Consider the following 17,746-nt stretch of genomic DNA (forward strand, 5'->3'; position numbering starts at 1 on the left):
GCCGGTGATGGCGCCCGTCGAGGTATTCAGGGTCAACCCTGCCGGCAGACTGCCAGCGCTGATCGACCAGGTATAGGAACCCGTGCCGCCCGTGGCCGCAAGCGTCGAGCTGTAGGCCGTCCCCACGGTGCCGCCGGGCAAGGAAGTCGTCGTTATCGACAGCGCGGCATTGACTGTGATGCTCAGGTTCTGAGTGGCAGTCTGGGAATTCGAGTCAGTCACCTTGGCGGTAAAGTTGCTGGTGCCTGCGGTGGTGGGCGTGCCGGTGATGGCGCCCGTCGAGGTATTCAGGGTCAACCCTGCCGGCAGACTGCCAGCGCTGATCGACCAGGTATAGGAACCCGTGCCGCCCGTGGCTGTGAGCGTGGCGCTGTAGGCCGTGTTCACCGTTCCCCCTGGCAAAGCACCTGTGGTGATGATGAAACTTGGTACTGAGCAGTCCCCAAAACTGATTTTCCCAATGACGGTATTCCAGAGAAAATCAAAACTCAGTACGGGCGGCTTGACGTACTCGTTGGTGTACCAGAAGCTGCAATCATCGGTCGGGTCCACGCTGATACTGGAGTAGTCGCCCCAGCGGCTGTAAGTTCCCTGATAACTCTGGTCAGTGCCGTGGTACATTCGCTGTTCCTGCTCCATCAGCGTATCCGCGCCATTCTTCAGCCCAGTGACGGCAATACCTGGAAAGGTGGTAACGCCCGAAACGCTGTAGCCAAGGCCTAAATCGCCATTCTTGTTCTGGGCAATGCTGCCCATCCATCGATAGGTGCTGACGTCCGGGCTGTAGGTACTTTCCTTGTTAACATAGAATGCTCCGCCCTGGTCTCGCCGGATGATATACCAGCGGACGCCCGTCTGATTGTCGCTGGAATTGATCTGCACTGAATGGTTGGCGACCATCTGGTCATGGTCGCTATATGAACGGAAGGAGAGGCGGTACATCAGCCTATCGCCCAGCGAATCAAGTTGCTGGGTGGCGCCTTCCTGGGGAACGCAGGTGCCTCCGCCGCATGCATCATGAAAATCATTCACCGTCAGGTCGTTCACGACGTTGAGCGAGCCAGCATTTGCGTCTAACTGATAAATCCTGAGGTCATTGCCCGTGCCGGGGCCGACGTTATCCACATACTGCATGTAATAGTCCGGGCCAGTCGGCAGAGAAGCAGTGCCCGGCAGGTTTTCAAGGTCTGCCGGCAGGATGTTATAGATACCTGCGTCGTTTCCCGGGGAGCAACTGAAAGTTATCTGCCCGCTGGTCGGCGGATTCGTCACGTAGCCGCGTGGAAAGCTGCAGGCCTGGGCGCCCTGAAACTGAAGGGTGCTGCCGTTGCTGGCGTAAATATTTGCTGAGAAGTAGATTCCGTCAGGCCAGACGGCGAGCTTTGGGTAGTCAGGCAGGTTTGACCCGAATGAAAAATCGTAAGCGTTATAGGCGCCGGTAGCGTCCGAGGTTTGTGAGATGGCGAGACAAAGGTGGTTATCGGTAAAAGTGGAATTGTAAGCGAGCTGGCTGATGATCCAGCGCCCGTCGAGCTTGTCGAAGAGGGCAATCGGGTCGCCGCCGTTCACGGAGGAGCACATACTGCTTGTCAGGCCTGCAAAAAGGCCGTTCAGATACCCGCTCTTGATCCCCTGGCCTGAAGCGGTGAAGATCGTATACGACGTGTTGACGACATCCACAATTTGAGTCGCGGGGTTTGCCCCCGTTGTGTTGATCCCCACAGAAAGATTCTCATCGGGTGGAATCTGGCCGGTAAAGTTGACGCCGCCGAAAACGTTGCTCACGGTTAATTGAGAAGGACCGTAGGTCGTCTGTACGTCGGCGTCAGTCCAATTGCCGATGCTGGGGGCCGCTGGACCTCCTTCACCCCCTCCATTGGTTTCCAGTCCCGTGTGGTCTGGACGCCGCAAAGGAATTACACGAGCTGGTCCGAAATTCTTGTTGTTGCTGGCCGCTCCGGACGAATCCGGGGGATGAGAAACAGCGTGCGCGACCGAGGTTATATGGATCGGACCTCGCGGCTTTTGGGCTCTTGCATTTGAAAACGGTCCAGCCGCAACCAGTACGGCCAGCGAGAGAATCAGATTTCGAGGTTTCATCGGGGCCCCCGCATTCGAAGTTTTGAAATCCGGCCTGAGGTTCAGCGCCCACCAGGCGCTTCACTCTGTGGCCGCGTACGTTCGAAACGCACTCCCGAAAAAAAAGACAGCTTTGCCCTGCAAGCTCTTACACCAAAGCAGCGCCCAGTTCGACCTTCCTTGTTTCCGAAAATCTGTAAGGCTGGACCCCAATAGCCTTAGGGACGTGGCCCCACGCTAACATAGGAGCCGGTGCCATTCAATCGCCGTCGAGTTATGTACTATATGGTTATCTTTTAGCTTGGCTTAATAGCAGACGGCCATGCTCATCGACGGGCCTTTCCCCCGCCAGGGTGGGAGTAGCCTGCCCACCAGCCCTTTCTGCCAGCGGCGGCAGAATCAATGTTCGCCGCTGCCTTCCCAATGCGTCCGCGTCCATGCATGAACGCCTGGTACCGGCGGTTACAGTGATGGTTCAAATCGGGTTGTATTGAGATGGTGAGTGACGTACTATAAACATACAGTTCAGAAGGAAGTTAAGAGTGCTCCGCCCCCATGAGGCAGCGCGGGCGTGTCATCCGTTGCACCAGGGTGGCGGAGAGCGGGGCAGTCGCCGGGGTCCCTGTGTGGAAAGACCTGGCGCTCCGGCGCTTGCCTGGCAAGTCAGTAAAAGCAAATATTTGCGGATCCCGGTGGCCCTTGCGGAAACAGAAGCGGAAGCGGAACGGGAAGACGGTCAGCGAGTCCCGGGTTGAAATGGTGGAAGTCGTGCTGCCGAACGATGCCAACCCACTGGGCAACATCCTGGGCGGCAAAGTGATGCACCTGATTGACATTGCAGGAGCGATCGCCGCTCAACGCCATGCGCGCACAGTGGTGGTGACGGTTGCGGTGGACAATCTGGACTTTCTCCACCCCATCCGGGTTGGACAACTCATCATCTTGCGCGCCCAGGTGACGCGGGCTTTCCGGACCTCGGTTGAGGTGGCGGTAAAAGTTTATCTTGAAGATTCTCTCACCGGTGAGCGTCGCCAGACGAGCTCCGCCTTTGTGACTTATGTCGCCCTTGACGCTGGCGGGCAGGTGGTCAAAGTGCCTGCGGTGATTCCAGTTACGCCGGAAGAGAAACATGAGTATCGCGAATCGCTAATCAGGCGTCGCCATCGCCTCGAAGCGGCAGCACGCGCACACCGCCGCTACCTTGAAAACCATTAGTAAATGCGGCCCATGGCGGGCAGCAGTTCAAGCACGTCGGTTGTTAACGGTCCCGGGGATTGGTCATCCGGGAACAAGGAGGGATTCATGAAGAACAAGCGCACTAAAATATTCTCCGGGACCCCCTGGGAACCCAAGGTTGGATATGCCCGCGCCGTGCAGGTGGGCGATACCGTTTACGTTTCGGGAACGACTGCGACCGATCCTTCCGGGAAGATCCTGGCTCCCGGTGATGCTTATGCGCAGACCGTGCAAGCTTCGCGGAACATCGAAAACGCCTTGAAGCGCCTTGGCCTGAGCCTGGAAAACGTAGTCAGGACCCGGGTTTACCTCACCGATATGGACCGCTGGGAAGAAGTCGCCAAGGGACACGCGGAATGCTTCGGCGAGGTCCACCCCGCCACGAGCTTTGTCGGCGTCAGTCGCCTGGTTGACCCGGAAATGCTGGTGGAGATTGAAGCCCTGGCCGTCGCATAACACCGACCATTCCTCGACCAGTCCCGCCTTGCCCGAAGGATGAAGCATGAAGGATGAAAGGACCAGCGAGAAGGGACAAACGGCTGCTGGATCAGGCGTGCTTTCTGCCTACTGCCTGCCGCTTAGCGCCTACTGTTTCGGCGGGACCGCAGAGACATCAAACATCGGCGTCTGCGCGAGACGCGCACGCGGGTGAAAGCGCCTCATACGACTTTGGGGCTATTTCGAGTTCCCGGCGCGCTCTTTGCTCTTTTGTCGGTTGACCTTGTCCGCCACGCGCTTGATGTGGGTTGTTCCCGCCGGCAGAGGCGCCTTGAGGATTTCAGGGACTTTGGGGAACAGCCCTAGCGCCTTCTGCACCTGTGGATCACCCCTGATTTCCACCTCGTTTGCTGATTCCAGCCCGAAAACCAGGCTGAAAACTTCCTGCCTTATTCTGAGTTTCAGGTAATCCTGGTCATTCGCCCAATACTCGGGCGGCGTCCGGACCCGGCGGCTCGACAGGAAACTCTGGAACTCCGTCATCACGTCGGAGCCAGGCTCGAAGGTTTTTTTCAGGTCTGTGTGGTATGTGATGTATTGAGAAGCGAAGTCAGTAAAAAGGCCACGTTGGTCGAGGAAAACAGCCCAAGGGTCGAGGGCTCGGGGGGGAATAGGGACGTCGGGAGTTATTCCTCCGCCGGCGGAAAGCGGCCTGCCATCATCGGTGCGGAAATCTTTGCTCTTGCCAATGCCTGATTCTGCTTCAGCCAGCATGGTTCCGGGCAGGCGACGCTGGATGGAGCGTCCGCTGGGCGTGAAGTATTGGGCAACCGTCAGCGCCAGTCCTGTGTCGTCAGAAAGCGGCATTACGTTTTCAACCACGCCCTTGCCGTAGGAATTCTCTCCCGCCACCACGGCCCGGTCGTGTTCTTCAAGCGCTGCCGTCAGTAGTTCCGCGGCACTGGCCGTCTCGCCGTTGATCAGTACCACCATGGGCATGGTGTAACGGACCGGCATGGGCATTGTGCTGTATGACTTTTCAGGCACGCCGCGGCCCCGCATGGTGAGGATGGGCATTCCGGGCTGCAGGAAAAGGCTGGCCACGCCGGCCGCTGTTGCAACCACCCCTCCATGATTGTTCCGAAGGTCGAAGAGAAGTCCTTTTAGCTTTGCTCCGCCCAGCTTTGCAATCGCGTCCTGGACCTCCTGGGTCGTCTTGGCATCGAAACCAGAAACGTGCACATATCCGATCTGCCGGTCCTGAAACTCGAAAACGCTATCGACCGTGGGCATCTCGACTTCTTTCGGCACCAGGCGAACCTCCTGAGGCTGGTCTTTGCCCGGATGCAGTATTCCCAGCGTTACAGGATGGGAGCGGGAGCGCTGCAACAGTTGGATGAGCGACTGGAAATCAAGCTGCGATACTCTCTCTCCGTTGACCGCCATGATTTCATCGCCGGGCCCAAGCCCCGCTCTCCAGGATGGCGATCCCTCGGCCGCCTGCAGCACCAGGACCTTCCCTGGCTTGACGTAGAGAATCGAACCGAAGCCTATCGCTTCGCCGCTCGTCTGTTCCTGCAATTGTTTGAATTGCTGCCGATCAAAAAAAGCCGAGAAGGGATCCAGCGTGTCGAGCATGTTGCGAATTGCGCCATCGAAAATGGCATGGTCGGGGTCAATGGAATCGACGTAATTCTCCTGCACGAGGCTGTAGATTTGCGCGAACTTCAGGCTTTCCTGGGTGGCGGGGTCATTGGGAGGAGCTTCCTGCGGACGCAATAGGGTCGGAACCAGGAGCAGCAATCCTGCCAGAAGTAGAATTCGGTCTCGTTCGCGCGTCGTGTGCAACTGCTCCCGTTCCCCAACTGCCAGTATACCGCAGCTTGATGTGGCCCCCGGAAGCCAGCGCCCTGACGCTCCCGAAGCACACAAGGGCTTCGCCGGGCCTGCCAGGCGTTGCAACCATCTGCTGTCCCTGGCCCCAAATTCAGAAGATCAGTTTGCGGCGGCCGCGGTTGGAGTTCCGGCACGCGAGCGGACAGCGCTCAATGCACGCAGGGCTGCAGCGGCTACGTCGGAGTTGCCGTCGCGTGAAAGCTGTTGGAGCTGGGGAATGCTGGTATCATCCCCGGCGTACATCAGCACGTTGCAAAGCTGTTGCCGGACCTGCGCGTTGCGGCTGTTCATGTAAGGATAAAGTTGCTTGAGGAAACCGGAGTCTTGAGCCAGTTCCACCAGGTAGGCCCGCGCCGAGTCTGCTTCTCCGGAGTCCAGCGATTCGACGATCGAACTGACGTAATCATTTCGTCCCAGGCTGGTGATGGCAAATTCCATGGCCAGCCGGGCCTCCGCATTTTTTTCTGCGGGCGCGCTGCGCATGAGGTCCGGGAGGGCCTTCGGGTCTTTGGCGCGGGCCAGCCCCGCCGCCGCATTCACCCGGATGGAAGCGTCCTTGTCGTAAAGGGCTTTCAGAAAGATCGGCACAGACACGGGGTCTCCGATGTAAGCCAGCCCCTCGAGCGCCTTCTGACGCGTCTCCTTGTCCGGGCCGTTTGCATAAAGGGCCTGGAGTCTTGGGACCGCCGCGCGCGTACGCAGGATTCCAACCGTTACGGCGGCATCCCGCTGGATATTCCTGTTGGATGAACTCAGCAGATCAACCAGCTTTGGGCCGGCGGAAACATCCTGGATTTTCGCCAGCGAGTTTAAGGCTTCGCGGGCAAGGTTTTCAGATGGGGAGTGCGCCGTGATCACCAGGTCAGGGACAGCCTGCCGGGCCAGCAGAATTCCGAGCGCTGCCGTGGCCTCCTGCGCAGCGCGGGGCTGATGGCTGTCCATCATCACCCGATCCAGAGCCGAAACGGCCCTGGGGTCAACCGCTGTCCCCGGAGTGATCCGGATGGGGCTGCCCAGGAATGTTCTTTTGGCGCTGCGATACTGCCGTTCCATGTAGCCGAGGAAGCCAGTCCGGGGAGTTTCGCCCGTGTAATAGCCTTCGATGCCCTTGACTGCAAGCCAGCGGACTTCCGAGTCGTTGTCACTGGTGGCCTGGATCAGTCCCTGGAGCGACCGCGTAACGCGGATGGACGCCAACGCCACCACCACCTGCTTTCGAACGCTGGGGCTGGAATCATTGAGCGCAGAGATGAGAGCAGGGACTGCGGAGGGATCTCCGGTTTCGCCGATTTCCTGCGCGGCCTTGGCCCTGACTTTCGGGCTCGAATTCCTGAGGTCATCAAGGTCCGATCCGGTCACCGGCTTCGAGGGCGCAGCCGCCTGAGCGCTTGGACTTGCGGAGGTTTGCGGCGCTGCAGCCCCATATGGGACCGCACCGGCCAATGCCGCCAGCACCAGGATTTGTGACAGGAATATTGCTCTTCGTTTCACTTTGATGTTGCTCCTTCTTCCCGCGACTGGGCTCCCATCCTTCCGGCTTCCGGGGCCTACCTGATATTGTACAAGTGTCCTATAAACTTTAAAGCACGAAAGCGCGAAACGCCGAGCGAAATCTGGCACGGTGCAGGCTTGAAATTTGTACCCGGCGAGTGTTTATTGGAGCCGAGGGCAACAGGACGCCCCGAGCGGACTTCGAACGGCCAATAGCAATTTCAATCGGTCGGCACGAATCGCGCATCAAACGGATAAGTCGCCATGGGACTGTTTCCCCCTGGTTGACCAGGAAATAAGACATCGCCACGAACTCTATGCGACGGAGGCCTCGCCATGGCAGAAATTACAGCTTTGTTCTGGGACATCGGGGGCGTAGTACTGACCAACGGGTGGGACCGGCGCTGCCGCGAACGCGCGGCACACAAATTCGGATTGGACTGGGAGGATTTTGAGGACCGGCACGAATTGATTGTGGGTCGCTTTGAAACCGGCAAGCTGACACTCGACCGTTACCTCGATCGCACGGTCTTTTACCGCCCGCGGAATTTCGATAAAGAACTTTTTAAGGTCTACATGTTTGACCAGTCAAAGCCGATTGACGGAACGCTTGGCGTAGTGGAGCGCATTGTCCGTTCACGGCGTTACCTGCTGGCAACCCTGAACAATGAGTCGCGGGAACTCAACCATCATCGGATCGAGCATTTCGAATTGCGCAAGTATTTCAGCCTGTTCATGAGTTCCTGCTTCCTGGGGGTCAAGAAGCCGGAGGATGAAATGTTCCGTCTGGCACTCGACCTGACCCAGCGTGAGCCGGAAGAGTGCCTCTTTATTGATGACCGCGGGTTAAATGTCGAATGCGCGGCGCGCTTGCGGCTGCAGACTTTACACTTCAGGAATGCGGCGCAGTTGGAAAAAGATTTGCGCGGGCTTGGCCTCGAGTTCTGATCTCATCGCAGCGCTGCCGTCCCAGGGGTGCTCAGGAACGAGCGGTCTGCTTTATCGACATAAAAGGCCGCGGAGTTGCAGACCAACTCTGCGCTTGCTCAGTCGTTGTCTGCTTTTGACAGTTCGCGCAGAAGCACGGGCAGTTGCTGGCTGAAGGCTGACCTTGCCATCACACGCTCGCATCCCGCGACGCGAGCCGCCTGGATGAGGTCCGTTTGGACGTGAGAAACAAATGCGACAACGGGAATGGAGCGAGTGGAAGGATGGTCCCTGATTTTTTCCAATACATCGATGGCTTTTCCGGAGCTGTGGTTCAGGTCCACTACAAGGGCGTGCGCGGTGTTGCCCGCAAGTTTTTCCTGGAGCGTATCCGGCGCCGCAGGCTCAACCGTCACGTCGCCCAGGCGCCGGGCGGCCTGCTGTATTTTCGCAAGGAAGAAAATGTCATCAACTACAGCCAGAATTATGGCAGGCACGTCTCCTCCTCAGCCATTTTCAGCATACAACCCGTGGTCCGTTGTGCGCCATAGCCGGGCTTGCACGGCTGCCTTTTGGCGGTCAAGAATAGTGGTGGCATGCTTACCGATCGCAAACCTCGCAAGCGAATCCTGTTGGCCGATTTCACCAAGAGTGACGAGGGCCGGGTCCTTGAGCTCCCACAGGACGATCGGCTGAAGTTGCTGTCCGCGTCGCTGGAAGCGGCGCTCAAGGCGGGGGCGATCCCGCCGGTGCGTTTGCTGTGTGAAAAGTTCCTGGCCAATGCTGCTGATTTCTACAAGGTTGATTGTACTCCCATCCGGGTGCTTGCCGCCCGCCCGGTCCGCAGCCGAGAGGGTGGCTGGGGTTACGAAGTCTTCGGCGATTATGATCCTGAAAGCACCCTGATCCGCGTCTGGATGAGGACCGCCGTGCGCAAGCAGGTGACTTCCTATGGCACCTTTCTCAGCACATTGTGCCACGAATTTTGCCACCACCTCGACTACAAGCTCTTCAGCTACCGCGACACCTGGCATACCAGGGGATTTTATGAACGCGCCGCCGCGCTTTACCACCACGCGCGCGGTACCCCGGCGAAGCGGCTGGTCTGGATTGAAATCTCCAACGGGCGTTGGAGGATCGACTGGCAGCGCACCAGCCGCGGTGGGTGATTGTAGCGCCGGGCTTGAGCCCGGCACGTGCCGCCCTGAAGGGCGGCGCTACCTGACGCGCTCGAGGGGGCAGCCTTCGTGGCGGTCGGCGCGCAGCAGTAGCACCGAGAAGATCAGGCCGCAGAAGCCGAGAGACGCGAACATGATCTGGCTGGCAGTGTAGCCGTGCGTGGTGTCGCGCAAGGCGCCGTTCGCGACTGGAAAGGTCGCCAGGCCCAGGTTCTGGATGGCGGTCATGAGGCCGAAAGCAGTCCCCACGACGCGCTCGTCCACGATGAGCGGTACGGAGGGCCACAGGCAGGCGGGCACCAGCACGAAGGCTGCTCCCAGCACGATCATGGGGAAGACCGGCCGGATGTAGGTGAGCCCCAGCAGCAGATGCGCGGGCACGATGAGCAGCGAGCCAAGCACCATCAGCGTGGCGCGGCGGCCGATGCGATCGACGAGGTTCCCCGCGAAGGGCGCCAGCACCATCGATGCCGCAATGATGATCGACGTGGTTCCCTGGGCGGTGCTGACCATGTGGCTGAAATTGTAGAACACGCCAGAGAGAAAGCCGCGCCCTACTGCTGACGCCATCGGCATTCCCCACTTATCATGAAAAAAGTCGGTGGCCAGCGCCGTAAAGGGAAAAATCGCGGAGTAGAACGCCACGCAGATTCCCACCGCGTACCAATACGAGCGCCGGAACTTTCCGACCTCGCTCCAGGTGATCTTGTCGCCGCCGCCCGCTTTGGGCAGATCCAGAATCGGCTCCGCGTGCCGGTCCATCAAGGTATAGATCCAGTTGCAGATCAGGCTGGCAAGGCACAGTCCCGCGGCAATCCAAAGGGCATTGCGCCATCCGAGTCGGCTGGCCAGCAGTTCTTCCGTATTGAATGAAAACAGAGTGCCCAGGCGGCAGATGGTGAGGGCAATGCCGAAGGCCAATGCCAGCTCCTTGCCCTTGAACCATCGCGCGATGATGGCGCTTTGAGCGACGATCATGGATTCCGAGCCGATGCCGAAAAGCACACGGCCGACGTAAAGCACGGGCAGGTCTGGCGCCCAGGCGACCACAGCGGCGCCGGCTACCACGAAGCCGGAGAAGATCAGGCTGGCCAGTCGTACACCCGCGCGATCGATGAGGAAGCCTCCTGCCAGCACCGCGAAGACGGCAGCCACGCTGTACATCGTGTACATGGTGCCGATGGCAGCACGGTTGGTATGGAACACCAGAATTAACGTGGTTTCTATGGCGCCGACGCTGTCGTAGGCAAAGTAACTGCCGAAGGCCATTAGCGATGCAAAAACGAGGATGACGAAGCGATAGGGTCGGCCAGTCGGGTGGAGAAAACCACGTTCAGTTGTTGACATGGAAGGGGAGTATAGCACAGCCACTGGCGCCAGCCGCCAACAGCCAACGGCGATCGCCTTTCAGTCAAAGACAAAGAAAATAAACAGCCACGAGAGGGATAGCCTGCCGGGGCTGTCATCCATCGGTGACCCCGGAACGGAAAATTATTGCACATTCATTCAGGTGATTACCCTATGGCATCATCAGGAATTTAGAGGCTCCATTTTCCTGAGTCTGTCGGATTGTGCCCTGATGTGCAAAGAGTATCATTGGTCTCATTGATGGAAGGGACTTGCTCTATCGTGAGTTGAACCTGGGGCTCTCTGTGGGGGCAGAGAGCTCTATAGGTAAGCCAGAAATGAGCTCGCGGGCGAAAGCAAGCTGCTGATAATGAAAAGCTTCGAGATCACCTAGAACCTCGAAACGCACGGGGAGGCAGATGATGGCAACGCAGGCAGACAAGTCGGGTGGTGTGGCGCTCGGCGGCGGCGCGCAAAATTTTGCGAAGGAGAAGCCGAAAAGTTATGAGGACTGGGGGCTGTTGCTCGCTTTAGTTGTCCTGCTGGGGTGGGCGCTGTTCGTAGGCCTGCGCGGAGTGGATTGGCCGGCCCTCAGCCACACACTCAGGGCGTTGGTGGCTTACATCGGGTAGGCCTGATTCGCAGCCCATGCCGCTTGGTGATCGCGCCCTGAAGGAATGCGCGGGAACTCAGAACTCGGAATCCCTCTATCGGTGAGATAGCATCTGATTGCTGCCGGACTTCTTTTTCTGAGGCGGCTGAAATTCGTTGATTGACGTCCGCCATCGGAAGCGTGGCGAACAAAGTTTGAAAGCCGCACAACGGCTTTCCCGGTCTGCGGAATAAGCATCCAAACGGGACTTGGGTTGTTGGCTCATGGCCAATGGCACATCCCTTGGCCCTCATCGCGATAACCGCCCGCCTCAGCAGTTCCAGTCCCTGAACGGGTAAAACAAGATGAACCGAACAATTCAACAGTAAGGGCTGGCCGGCAACCGAGAGCTGAAGGGCTGACGTCCATCAAGTAATCGCCACGCTTACTGCACGATCAATGTCACAACCGTCTGGTGTTGCAGGCTGCCAGAGGTGCCGGTCACGGTTACGGTGTAAGTGCCCGTGGAAGTGCCTGATTTTGTGACGGTGTTTCCCCCTCCACCCCCTCCGCCGGAACTTCCGCCTCCGCCACCACACGAGCCCCAAAGCGCCACGCCTAGCAGAACAGAGACAACAAGGGCGGAAAATGCCCGGCGGAAAGTTGCCTGAACCCGTGGGTCCCGATTCTTACGTACCAAGGCGAACACAGCCAGGCTCAGCCATCCCAGCAAACCGAACCAAAAACCAAAGGGCCACGGACGGGCTGGAGGTCCCTCGAGGGGCGCGGGCGGAACGAGTGACGGCGCTGTTGTATTGACCGTGAGCGTGGACGAGACCTGGTTTGCTCCGACCACGACGGGAGCCGGATTGAGGGAGCAAGTCGGCGCATCTTGTGCAGAGACGATCGTGGTTGTTGTGAGCACGGCGCAAGAAAGATTGACTGTGCCCGTCCATCCATCCACTGGGGACACATATACCGACGTACTGCCCGATTTGCCAGGACTAGGAACTACGATGCTGCCACTTGACATCTGGAAGTCCGGTATCTGGACCGTCAGCGTTGCACTCCCGCTGGCTGACACGAAATTGAAGTCTCCCGAGTAGGTTGCCTTAATGTCGTGCATGCCGGCGGTCGTGGGGGTATATGGCAGCGAAGCAACTAGCGCAGTCCCGCTGGTTGTGTAAGTGACCGTCCCGCTGATGGCGGTGACGGCATCGTAAAACGTGACCATTCCCGTGGGGGCAGATCCCCCAAAGGCGCCATTCACCCATGCTAGCAAAATCGTTTGCTGACCCAACTCTACGGCTGAAGGATTCGGGCCTACGACCACGTTCGGCTGGTACTTCGTGACCGTCAGATTGACAGCGGTGCTTGTTGCCGACTGATAGTTGACGTCTCCCGAATACGTGGCGCTTAGCGTGTGCGTTCCCACATTCAGGAACTCCGTGCCTGAGAGACCCTCCGCCCAAGCGTACGCCGGTGGTATGAGAGTTGGATTGTACGCGCTACCGTTTAGCACCGATGCTGGGCTGCCAATTTGAGTTCCGTCTACGAAAAAGGTGAACGTCCCGCCGGGCTCCGCTCCCAGACTATTGGTGCCCACAATGGCATTAAAGTTCGCGGGAAAGCCATACTGAATAGTCTCGTTTGACTGGCCTTCTTGCCCGAGGAGAGAAGCGGCGAGCGTGGTTGGCGCGTGGCTAATGGAGAAGCTCACATTCGCCGAGCTTGGTTGAAAACTCGCGTCGCCCGAGTAGCTTGCCGCCAGACTGTATGAGCCTGGGCTGAGCTCAATGGGCTGGTCTTCAAGGTACCCCTGGCTGTTTAAGGTGGCCGAGTTAGAGCCGCTGAAATCATTCAATGGGCTGCCGTTGGCGGTCAAAGTCACGCTTCCAGTGGGGCAGCCGGAGGTTGGCTGCAGTTGCACGCCGCCGGACGTTAGAGGAGCGCACTGTTTGCCCGCAGAATTCAGAATGTCCACACGCAGAAGGTAAAATGCAGACCCATAAACCGCAGGCGGTGCGGCACTGGTGCCCGTAATCGCCCCTGTAAAAGTATCGAAGGTAACAAAGCGCAACTGGGGCTGGCTGCTTTCGGGGTTAACTGTGACGGATATTGGAGGCGTCGAATCGCTCGAGCCGTTCGTGCCGTCGCCGGCGTAGTGGGCAAACACGTTATAGGTTCCTCCCGGAAGCATATTGGTGCTGCCCGAGACCGTTCCGCCGCTCGAAAGCGTAAAAGTCTCGATGCCGACATTGCTGCTTCCGCTGGGATTTGCGGCAGTCACCGGGTTGCCCATCAATTCCACGTCGCCAGTAGGCGTGCCCGCGGAAGAAGTGACTGAGATGGTGGCCGTGACCTGCTGGCCGTGGGTGAGCGTGGTGGGCATAAGGCCAAGCGTGGTTCCGGAAGAATGGAAGCTTACAGAGGACCAGTTGTTGACCATGTTCGCCGCGTTCACGGAGCCGAGGCCCGTGGCCAGGTCGTAGCCGGTGGCCGTAGTCCAGGCGGGATTGCTGGAGCCCGCCGGGTTCACCAGGATGCCGTAGGGATAGCCTGTAGGGGCTTTGCAATTGGGCGATCCGGCCACGCAGGCGACGGAATTATTGCCGGGCGTAATAGTGGTTCCCGAGGCGTTCTTACCGTTCACAGTGTCGTAGAGCACGCACGAACTTTTGCCGACCGCACTCGTATTCGATGCGCAATCGTTGCCGTTCTGGGCCGCTGCAGCGGCCAGAGGGTAGAGCACGAAGTTGGCGTTGCCCTGGCGCTCGCCGGTCTTCTGGTTAACCAGCGCCATGATACCCGCAAAAGCCGGTGCCGACAGAGATGTCCCGCCGACGCCCAGGAAGTCGAGGTTACTGATATCCTCACTGCACGAGCCGGGTCCTGCGCCTGCAAAGTCCACCTCGTCCGAAGAGCACACTACGTAGAACGCGGCATCAAAGCCGTCGCCTGAAAACAGGGAAACGTCTGGAACGTCTCTCACGCTGTCCGCGGGCACGCCCGTGCCCGTCTGCCACGGCGGCTTGGCGTAACCGGAAGAGCAGTTCCCGGAAGCATCCTTGAGGGCGCAATTGCTGGCGCCTCCACCCCCGGCAGCAAGGTCCTGTCCGACGCTGCTGACCGATGGGCAATCCGTCGCCAGGCCCGACCGTCCGCAGGAATCATTCCAGGTGATTTCAGGAACGTAAGACTTGGCTGAGCTCTGCGTGGTGGAATTGCTGGTGGAGTTGAAGTAGGTTGATGGATTGCCGAAATCCGTGCCCCCAACCGCCACGTTGAAAGGCGTGGAGGCGATTCCGCTGACGGCCAACCCGTTATTCGCTGCATTCTCGTAACCGGGATTGTCGCATGTGGCAGGCCCTTCGTCACCCGAGGCCACCAGGACCGTGATGCCTTCCGCAGCCGCCTGCTCCCACATGGCATTTTCAAATGCATTGCCGACACTTCCAAGGGCGGACTCGCAGACGCCGAAGCTTTCGCTCAGGACCGGAGCCAAATTGTTATCGACAATGTAAAGCGCCGAGAGATCGAAACCTGCGGTTGCCTCAGTGTCTTCAGATACCACCAGATCAATTGTCGCGTTTTTTGCGATGGCGCCGGCCCATTCCGTGTCCGCGTCGGCTTCAGTTTCGGGACCTGGAATAATGCCGGGGTCGGGCCCGTCGAGAATAACGTTCACGGGCTTGGGCGGCAGGCCAAACATGCTGCGGAAGTTGGCGACGTCCTGCGGATTGATGTTGGAGTCGGCGACGATGGCGATGGTCTGCCCGGCGCCGTCGGTGCCCGCGTTCCAGAGCGGGAGAACGTTGTAGATGGTGGCAAAGTCCGTAGGGCCGAGCGCGTAGTAAGCCGGCGCGGAGCAGGTGTACCCCTGTGGGCAGACAATCGTGTAAAGCGGCGTGATCTCGCCGGTCTTCTTCGACCGTGAAAACAGCCCCGCCGGGCGGTTCAACGCTTTTCTGGGGAAATTGTTCAGCGAAGCGATGCCCGCCACCACCGGAGCAAGCGCCGCGGGTATCTGCGGGTCTGATGAATTGGCCCAGTAAGACTTACCATTCACTGCGTACTGGTGAATCTCTGTGCGGAACACTTGGCGCATCAGCCCTGCCGAGCCCGAAAATTCAATCACCGCCCGCCCATTGCCCATGCGATTAATCTCGAATCCCTGCGAGGTCAGCCAGTCCGTGACCGCCTGGAGGTCCGAATCCGAGGGGCCGAACTCCTGGCCGAATTGCTGCGGTGTGAGCCAGTGATGATAGTCGGAAGATGACTTCTCCTGTTGCCGGACGAGCAGCCCGGCGAGCGCGGCTTCCTGCTGCGGGCTGCGTTTCAGGACCAGCAGCATACGGCTCATGGGAAGAGAATCCGGCGCAAGCCCGATATCATTTTCGCGGCGCGCGAGCGGGTGAACATTGCCTTTCAGCACCACGCGCTGTGCGTCATTCACCGGCTGCTTCACCAGTGCGGGGATGTTAACGGCCTGCGCTGAAACCCCAGGAGCAGAGCCGGACGCCGGCGACGCGCCCGCGCCCAGGCAGGTGGACAATCCCAGAACTCCTACCGTAAGCAGTTGAAATAGCAATGGACCTACGAAGGCGGAAAGCGGGGAAAAGGATGGTGCATCCTTGTACTCGCCCATATTGTCAGCGCCTCCAGTGAGGACTGTGACTACGCGTGGCTCATTGCGGTCTTGCTGTGGCTGCGCGGGCCTCTTGTAGGAACACCTTATGCCATATTGTCAGGGCAGGGTCAAGCGCAAATATTCCGGGGCGGTGACTCAGTTTAGTTCCTGATTCTGTGGCACGGCCATCCCGATTGCTTCGCTCAGGGAGGGCCTGGCCGTCCTTTTGATCGAGGTGCGGGCACGGCTGGTCGGTGATCCTTCCGGTCCCAGAGTGCATCCAAGCTCCACGGATAGGCATCCATACAGCCAAGCAGGAACGAACCGGCAGAAGCTGCAAACACCGAATAATTAAATGGCGCTTTGACCCCTAGTCCGAACGTCATCCCGAGGGCGAAGGCCAACGTCACCCAGCCGCTTAGGAAGGCTATGATACGAGTGCGAAAACCCGCAATTAATCCAATGCCGAGAACAATCTCGCACACCGTGGCGATCCACCCAACGACGGGCGACCAGCTCGCTGGAAACCAGGGATTTAGCTTAGCGGCGTAGATCAGGAAGTTATGAAAGTTGCCCCAGGCCACAAGTGGGGCGCCAGGCGCGCCCCAGGCTCCAAAACGATCTCCGACAGCGGATAGAAAACCCAGGCCAAGAGCCACTCGAAGATAAACGGTGGCCCAGCCGGACCATCGCGTTTTTTGCTTTCTCGGCGCCGCCACCGCGTTGAAGCGATCAGTTTGCGTTCGCATATGCCCGACCCACACCCACCGACACTTCCACGAACCTCCACCAATTGCCGTGCGTATACAGGGCAATTGCCTCTGCGGGCTAACCTGATAAACCTTGCGATGCGAAACAAGCAGATACTTTATGCCGCCGTTAACGCACGAGGCAACGCAGCTAGCTGCTGACGCGGAAGCCGTGGAATGTTTCGACCCGCAGTTGGTGTCATTGACAACCCCCACAATGCTGGTTGCAATGCAGCCAGACACGGTAAAGGCTGCTACGGGCATCGTACCTTCCGGAAAATCAGAAGCTCAAAATGCTCCCGTTTTCCTGACGAAACGCGTACTCGATTCTGGGATGGCTTCGCCGATAGTCGCGCCGGTTTATGGAGATCAACGCACCGGATCGACCACCCTCTTTTCCTCTGTCGGAGAGCCCGCCGCCTCCCATTCGTCAAAGCCCCCCAGTAGCGCATGAACATCCGTCCAGCCGTAATACATCAACTTGACCGCCGCCCGGGCGCTCGCCGATTCGTGCGGTCACGTGCAATAGGCGACAACTGGCTTATCCTTTGGGATCGCAGCGATATGCTCGTCGATTTTGTTGAGCGGCATCCGAATTGCGCCTTTGATCTTGCGCTCTGACCGCTCCCAAGGGCCTGGGTTTCGGATATCCAGGAATACAATCTCTTCTCCCGAATCCATTCGCCGCTTTAATTCTTCTTTGCTGATCCGAATCGAATCTGCCATAGAATTCCACCTGCAAACAAAGGCGCGCAAAGGTTAATGTTTCGCTGGCGCTCGTGAAGCTCCCCATCACCTGGTCGAGGCTTTCTTCTTCAGATATTCTGCCAGAGCCACTGCGTTGTTGTGCTGCGTGTCATGAGAGCTATAGATAAGCGTCACTGTGCCCTCCTCGCTCGCCATCAGGATTGGCTTCCAGACGGAGGGCTTTTTGTCGAGCTCCCGGAAGTAGCGTTGCCGAAATCCATCCCACTTGGCCGGGTCATGATTGAACCACTTACGCAGTTCAGAGCTCGGCCCGGCGTCTTTAATCCAGTCATCAATCTTCAGATCGGCCTTCTTGATCCCGCGCGGCCACAAGCGCTCAATTAGGAGGCGCTTTCCGTCAGAACTTGATCGTCCTTCATAGACTCGCTTCAACTCAATCATTGTCATGCTCCCTTCATTTACAAGAATACTCATT

General features: G+C 58.6%; 13 protein-coding genes. 5 read left to right on the forward strand and 8 right to left on the reverse strand.

The window, feature by feature from the left end:
* A partial coding sequence (locus tag VFQ24_17280) for an Ig domain-containing protein (protein ID HET9180110.1) occupies positions 1-2,100 on the reverse strand: 2,100 nt, incomplete at its 3' end.
* 678 nt (positions 2,101-2,778) lie between these two features.
* On the opposite strand from VFQ24_17280, the gene VFQ24_17285 reads away from it, so the two are divergent.
* Both VFQ24_17285 and VFQ24_17290 read left to right on the forward strand, forming a co-directional pair.
* Positions 2,779-3,294, forward strand: coding sequence for an acyl-CoA thioesterase (locus VFQ24_17285; GenBank protein HET9180111.1), 516 nt, complete (start codon positions 2,779-2,781; stop codon positions 3,292-3,294).
* An 87-nt stretch (positions 3,295-3,381) separates the two neighbouring features.
* Positions 3,382-3,771, forward strand: coding sequence for a RidA family protein (locus VFQ24_17290; protein HET9180112.1), 390 nt, complete (start codon positions 3,382-3,384; stop codon positions 3,769-3,771).
* A 219-nt stretch (positions 3,772-3,990) separates the two neighbouring features.
* Here the strand turns inward: VFQ24_17290 and VFQ24_17295 are convergent, their stop codons facing one another.
* Together VFQ24_17295 and VFQ24_17300 are read right to left on the reverse strand one after the other, a co-directional pair.
* Positions 3,991-5,601, reverse strand: coding sequence for a S41 family peptidase (locus VFQ24_17295; GenBank protein HET9180113.1), 1,611 nt, complete (start codon positions 5,599-5,601; stop codon positions 3,991-3,993).
* Between the two features lie 147 nt (positions 5,602-5,748).
* Positions 5,749-7,140, reverse strand: a complete 1,392-nt coding sequence (locus VFQ24_17300; protein HET9180114.1) for a HEAT repeat domain-containing protein — start codon at positions 7,138-7,140, stop codon at positions 5,749-5,751.
* A gap of 336 nt (positions 7,141-7,476) precedes the next feature.
* On the opposite strand from VFQ24_17300, the gene VFQ24_17305 reads away from it, so the two are divergent.
* Entirely contained in the window at positions 7,477-8,088 is a 612-nt protein-coding gene (locus VFQ24_17305) for an HAD family phosphatase (protein ID HET9180115.1), read from the forward strand.
* 98 nt (positions 8,089-8,186) lie between these two features.
* On the opposite strand, the gene VFQ24_17310 is transcribed toward VFQ24_17305, so the two are convergent.
* Positions 8,187-8,564 carry a response regulator gene (locus VFQ24_17310; GenBank protein HET9180116.1) on the reverse strand — a complete coding sequence of 126 codons (378 nt, stop codon included), beginning with the start codon at positions 8,562-8,564 and terminating at the stop codon, positions 8,187-8,189.
* A gap of 99 nt (positions 8,565-8,663) precedes the next feature.
* Between VFQ24_17310 and VFQ24_17315 the strand changes: the two genes are divergently transcribed.
* Entirely contained in the window at positions 8,664-9,236 is a 573-nt protein-coding gene (locus VFQ24_17315) for a hypothetical protein (GenBank protein ID HET9180117.1), read from the forward strand.
* Between the two features lie 48 nt (positions 9,237-9,284).
* Here the strand turns inward: VFQ24_17315 and VFQ24_17320 are convergent, their stop codons facing one another.
* On the reverse strand, positions 9,285-10,514 hold the full coding sequence (locus tag VFQ24_17320; GenBank protein ID HET9180118.1) for an MFS transporter: 1,230 nt from the start codon (positions 10,512-10,514) through the stop codon (positions 9,285-9,287).
* 500 nt (positions 10,515-11,014) lie between these two features.
* On the opposite strand from VFQ24_17320, the gene VFQ24_17325 reads away from it, so the two are divergent.
* Positions 11,015-11,224: a hypothetical protein gene (locus tag VFQ24_17325; GenBank protein HET9180119.1), complete on the forward strand. Its 210-nt coding sequence runs from the start codon at positions 11,015-11,017 to the stop codon at positions 11,222-11,224.
* Positions 11,225-11,629: 405 nt separating this feature from the next.
* On the opposite strand, the gene VFQ24_17330 is transcribed toward VFQ24_17325, so the two are convergent.
* From VFQ24_17330 to VFQ24_17340, 3 genes are all read right to left on the reverse strand, one after another.
* Positions 11,630-15,832 carry an Ig-like domain repeat protein gene (locus VFQ24_17330; protein ID HET9180120.1) on the reverse strand — a complete coding sequence of 1,401 codons (4,203 nt, stop codon included), beginning with the start codon at positions 15,830-15,832 and terminating at the stop codon, positions 11,630-11,632.
* A gap of 1,247 nt (positions 15,833-17,079) precedes the next feature.
* Entirely contained in the window at positions 17,080-17,289 is a 210-nt protein-coding gene (locus VFQ24_17335; protein HET9180121.1) for a rhodanese-like domain-containing protein, read from the reverse strand.
* 66 nt (positions 17,290-17,355) lie between these two features.
* Positions 17,356-17,746: DUF488 domain-containing protein (locus tag VFQ24_17340; GenBank protein ID HET9180122.1), on the reverse strand; the 391-nt coding region annotated here is incomplete at its 5' end.

This window comes from Terriglobia bacterium (assembly GCA_035712365.1).
In the GTDB taxonomy this organism is placed as follows: domain Bacteria; phylum Acidobacteriota; class Terriglobia; order UBA7540; family UBA7540; genus SCRD01.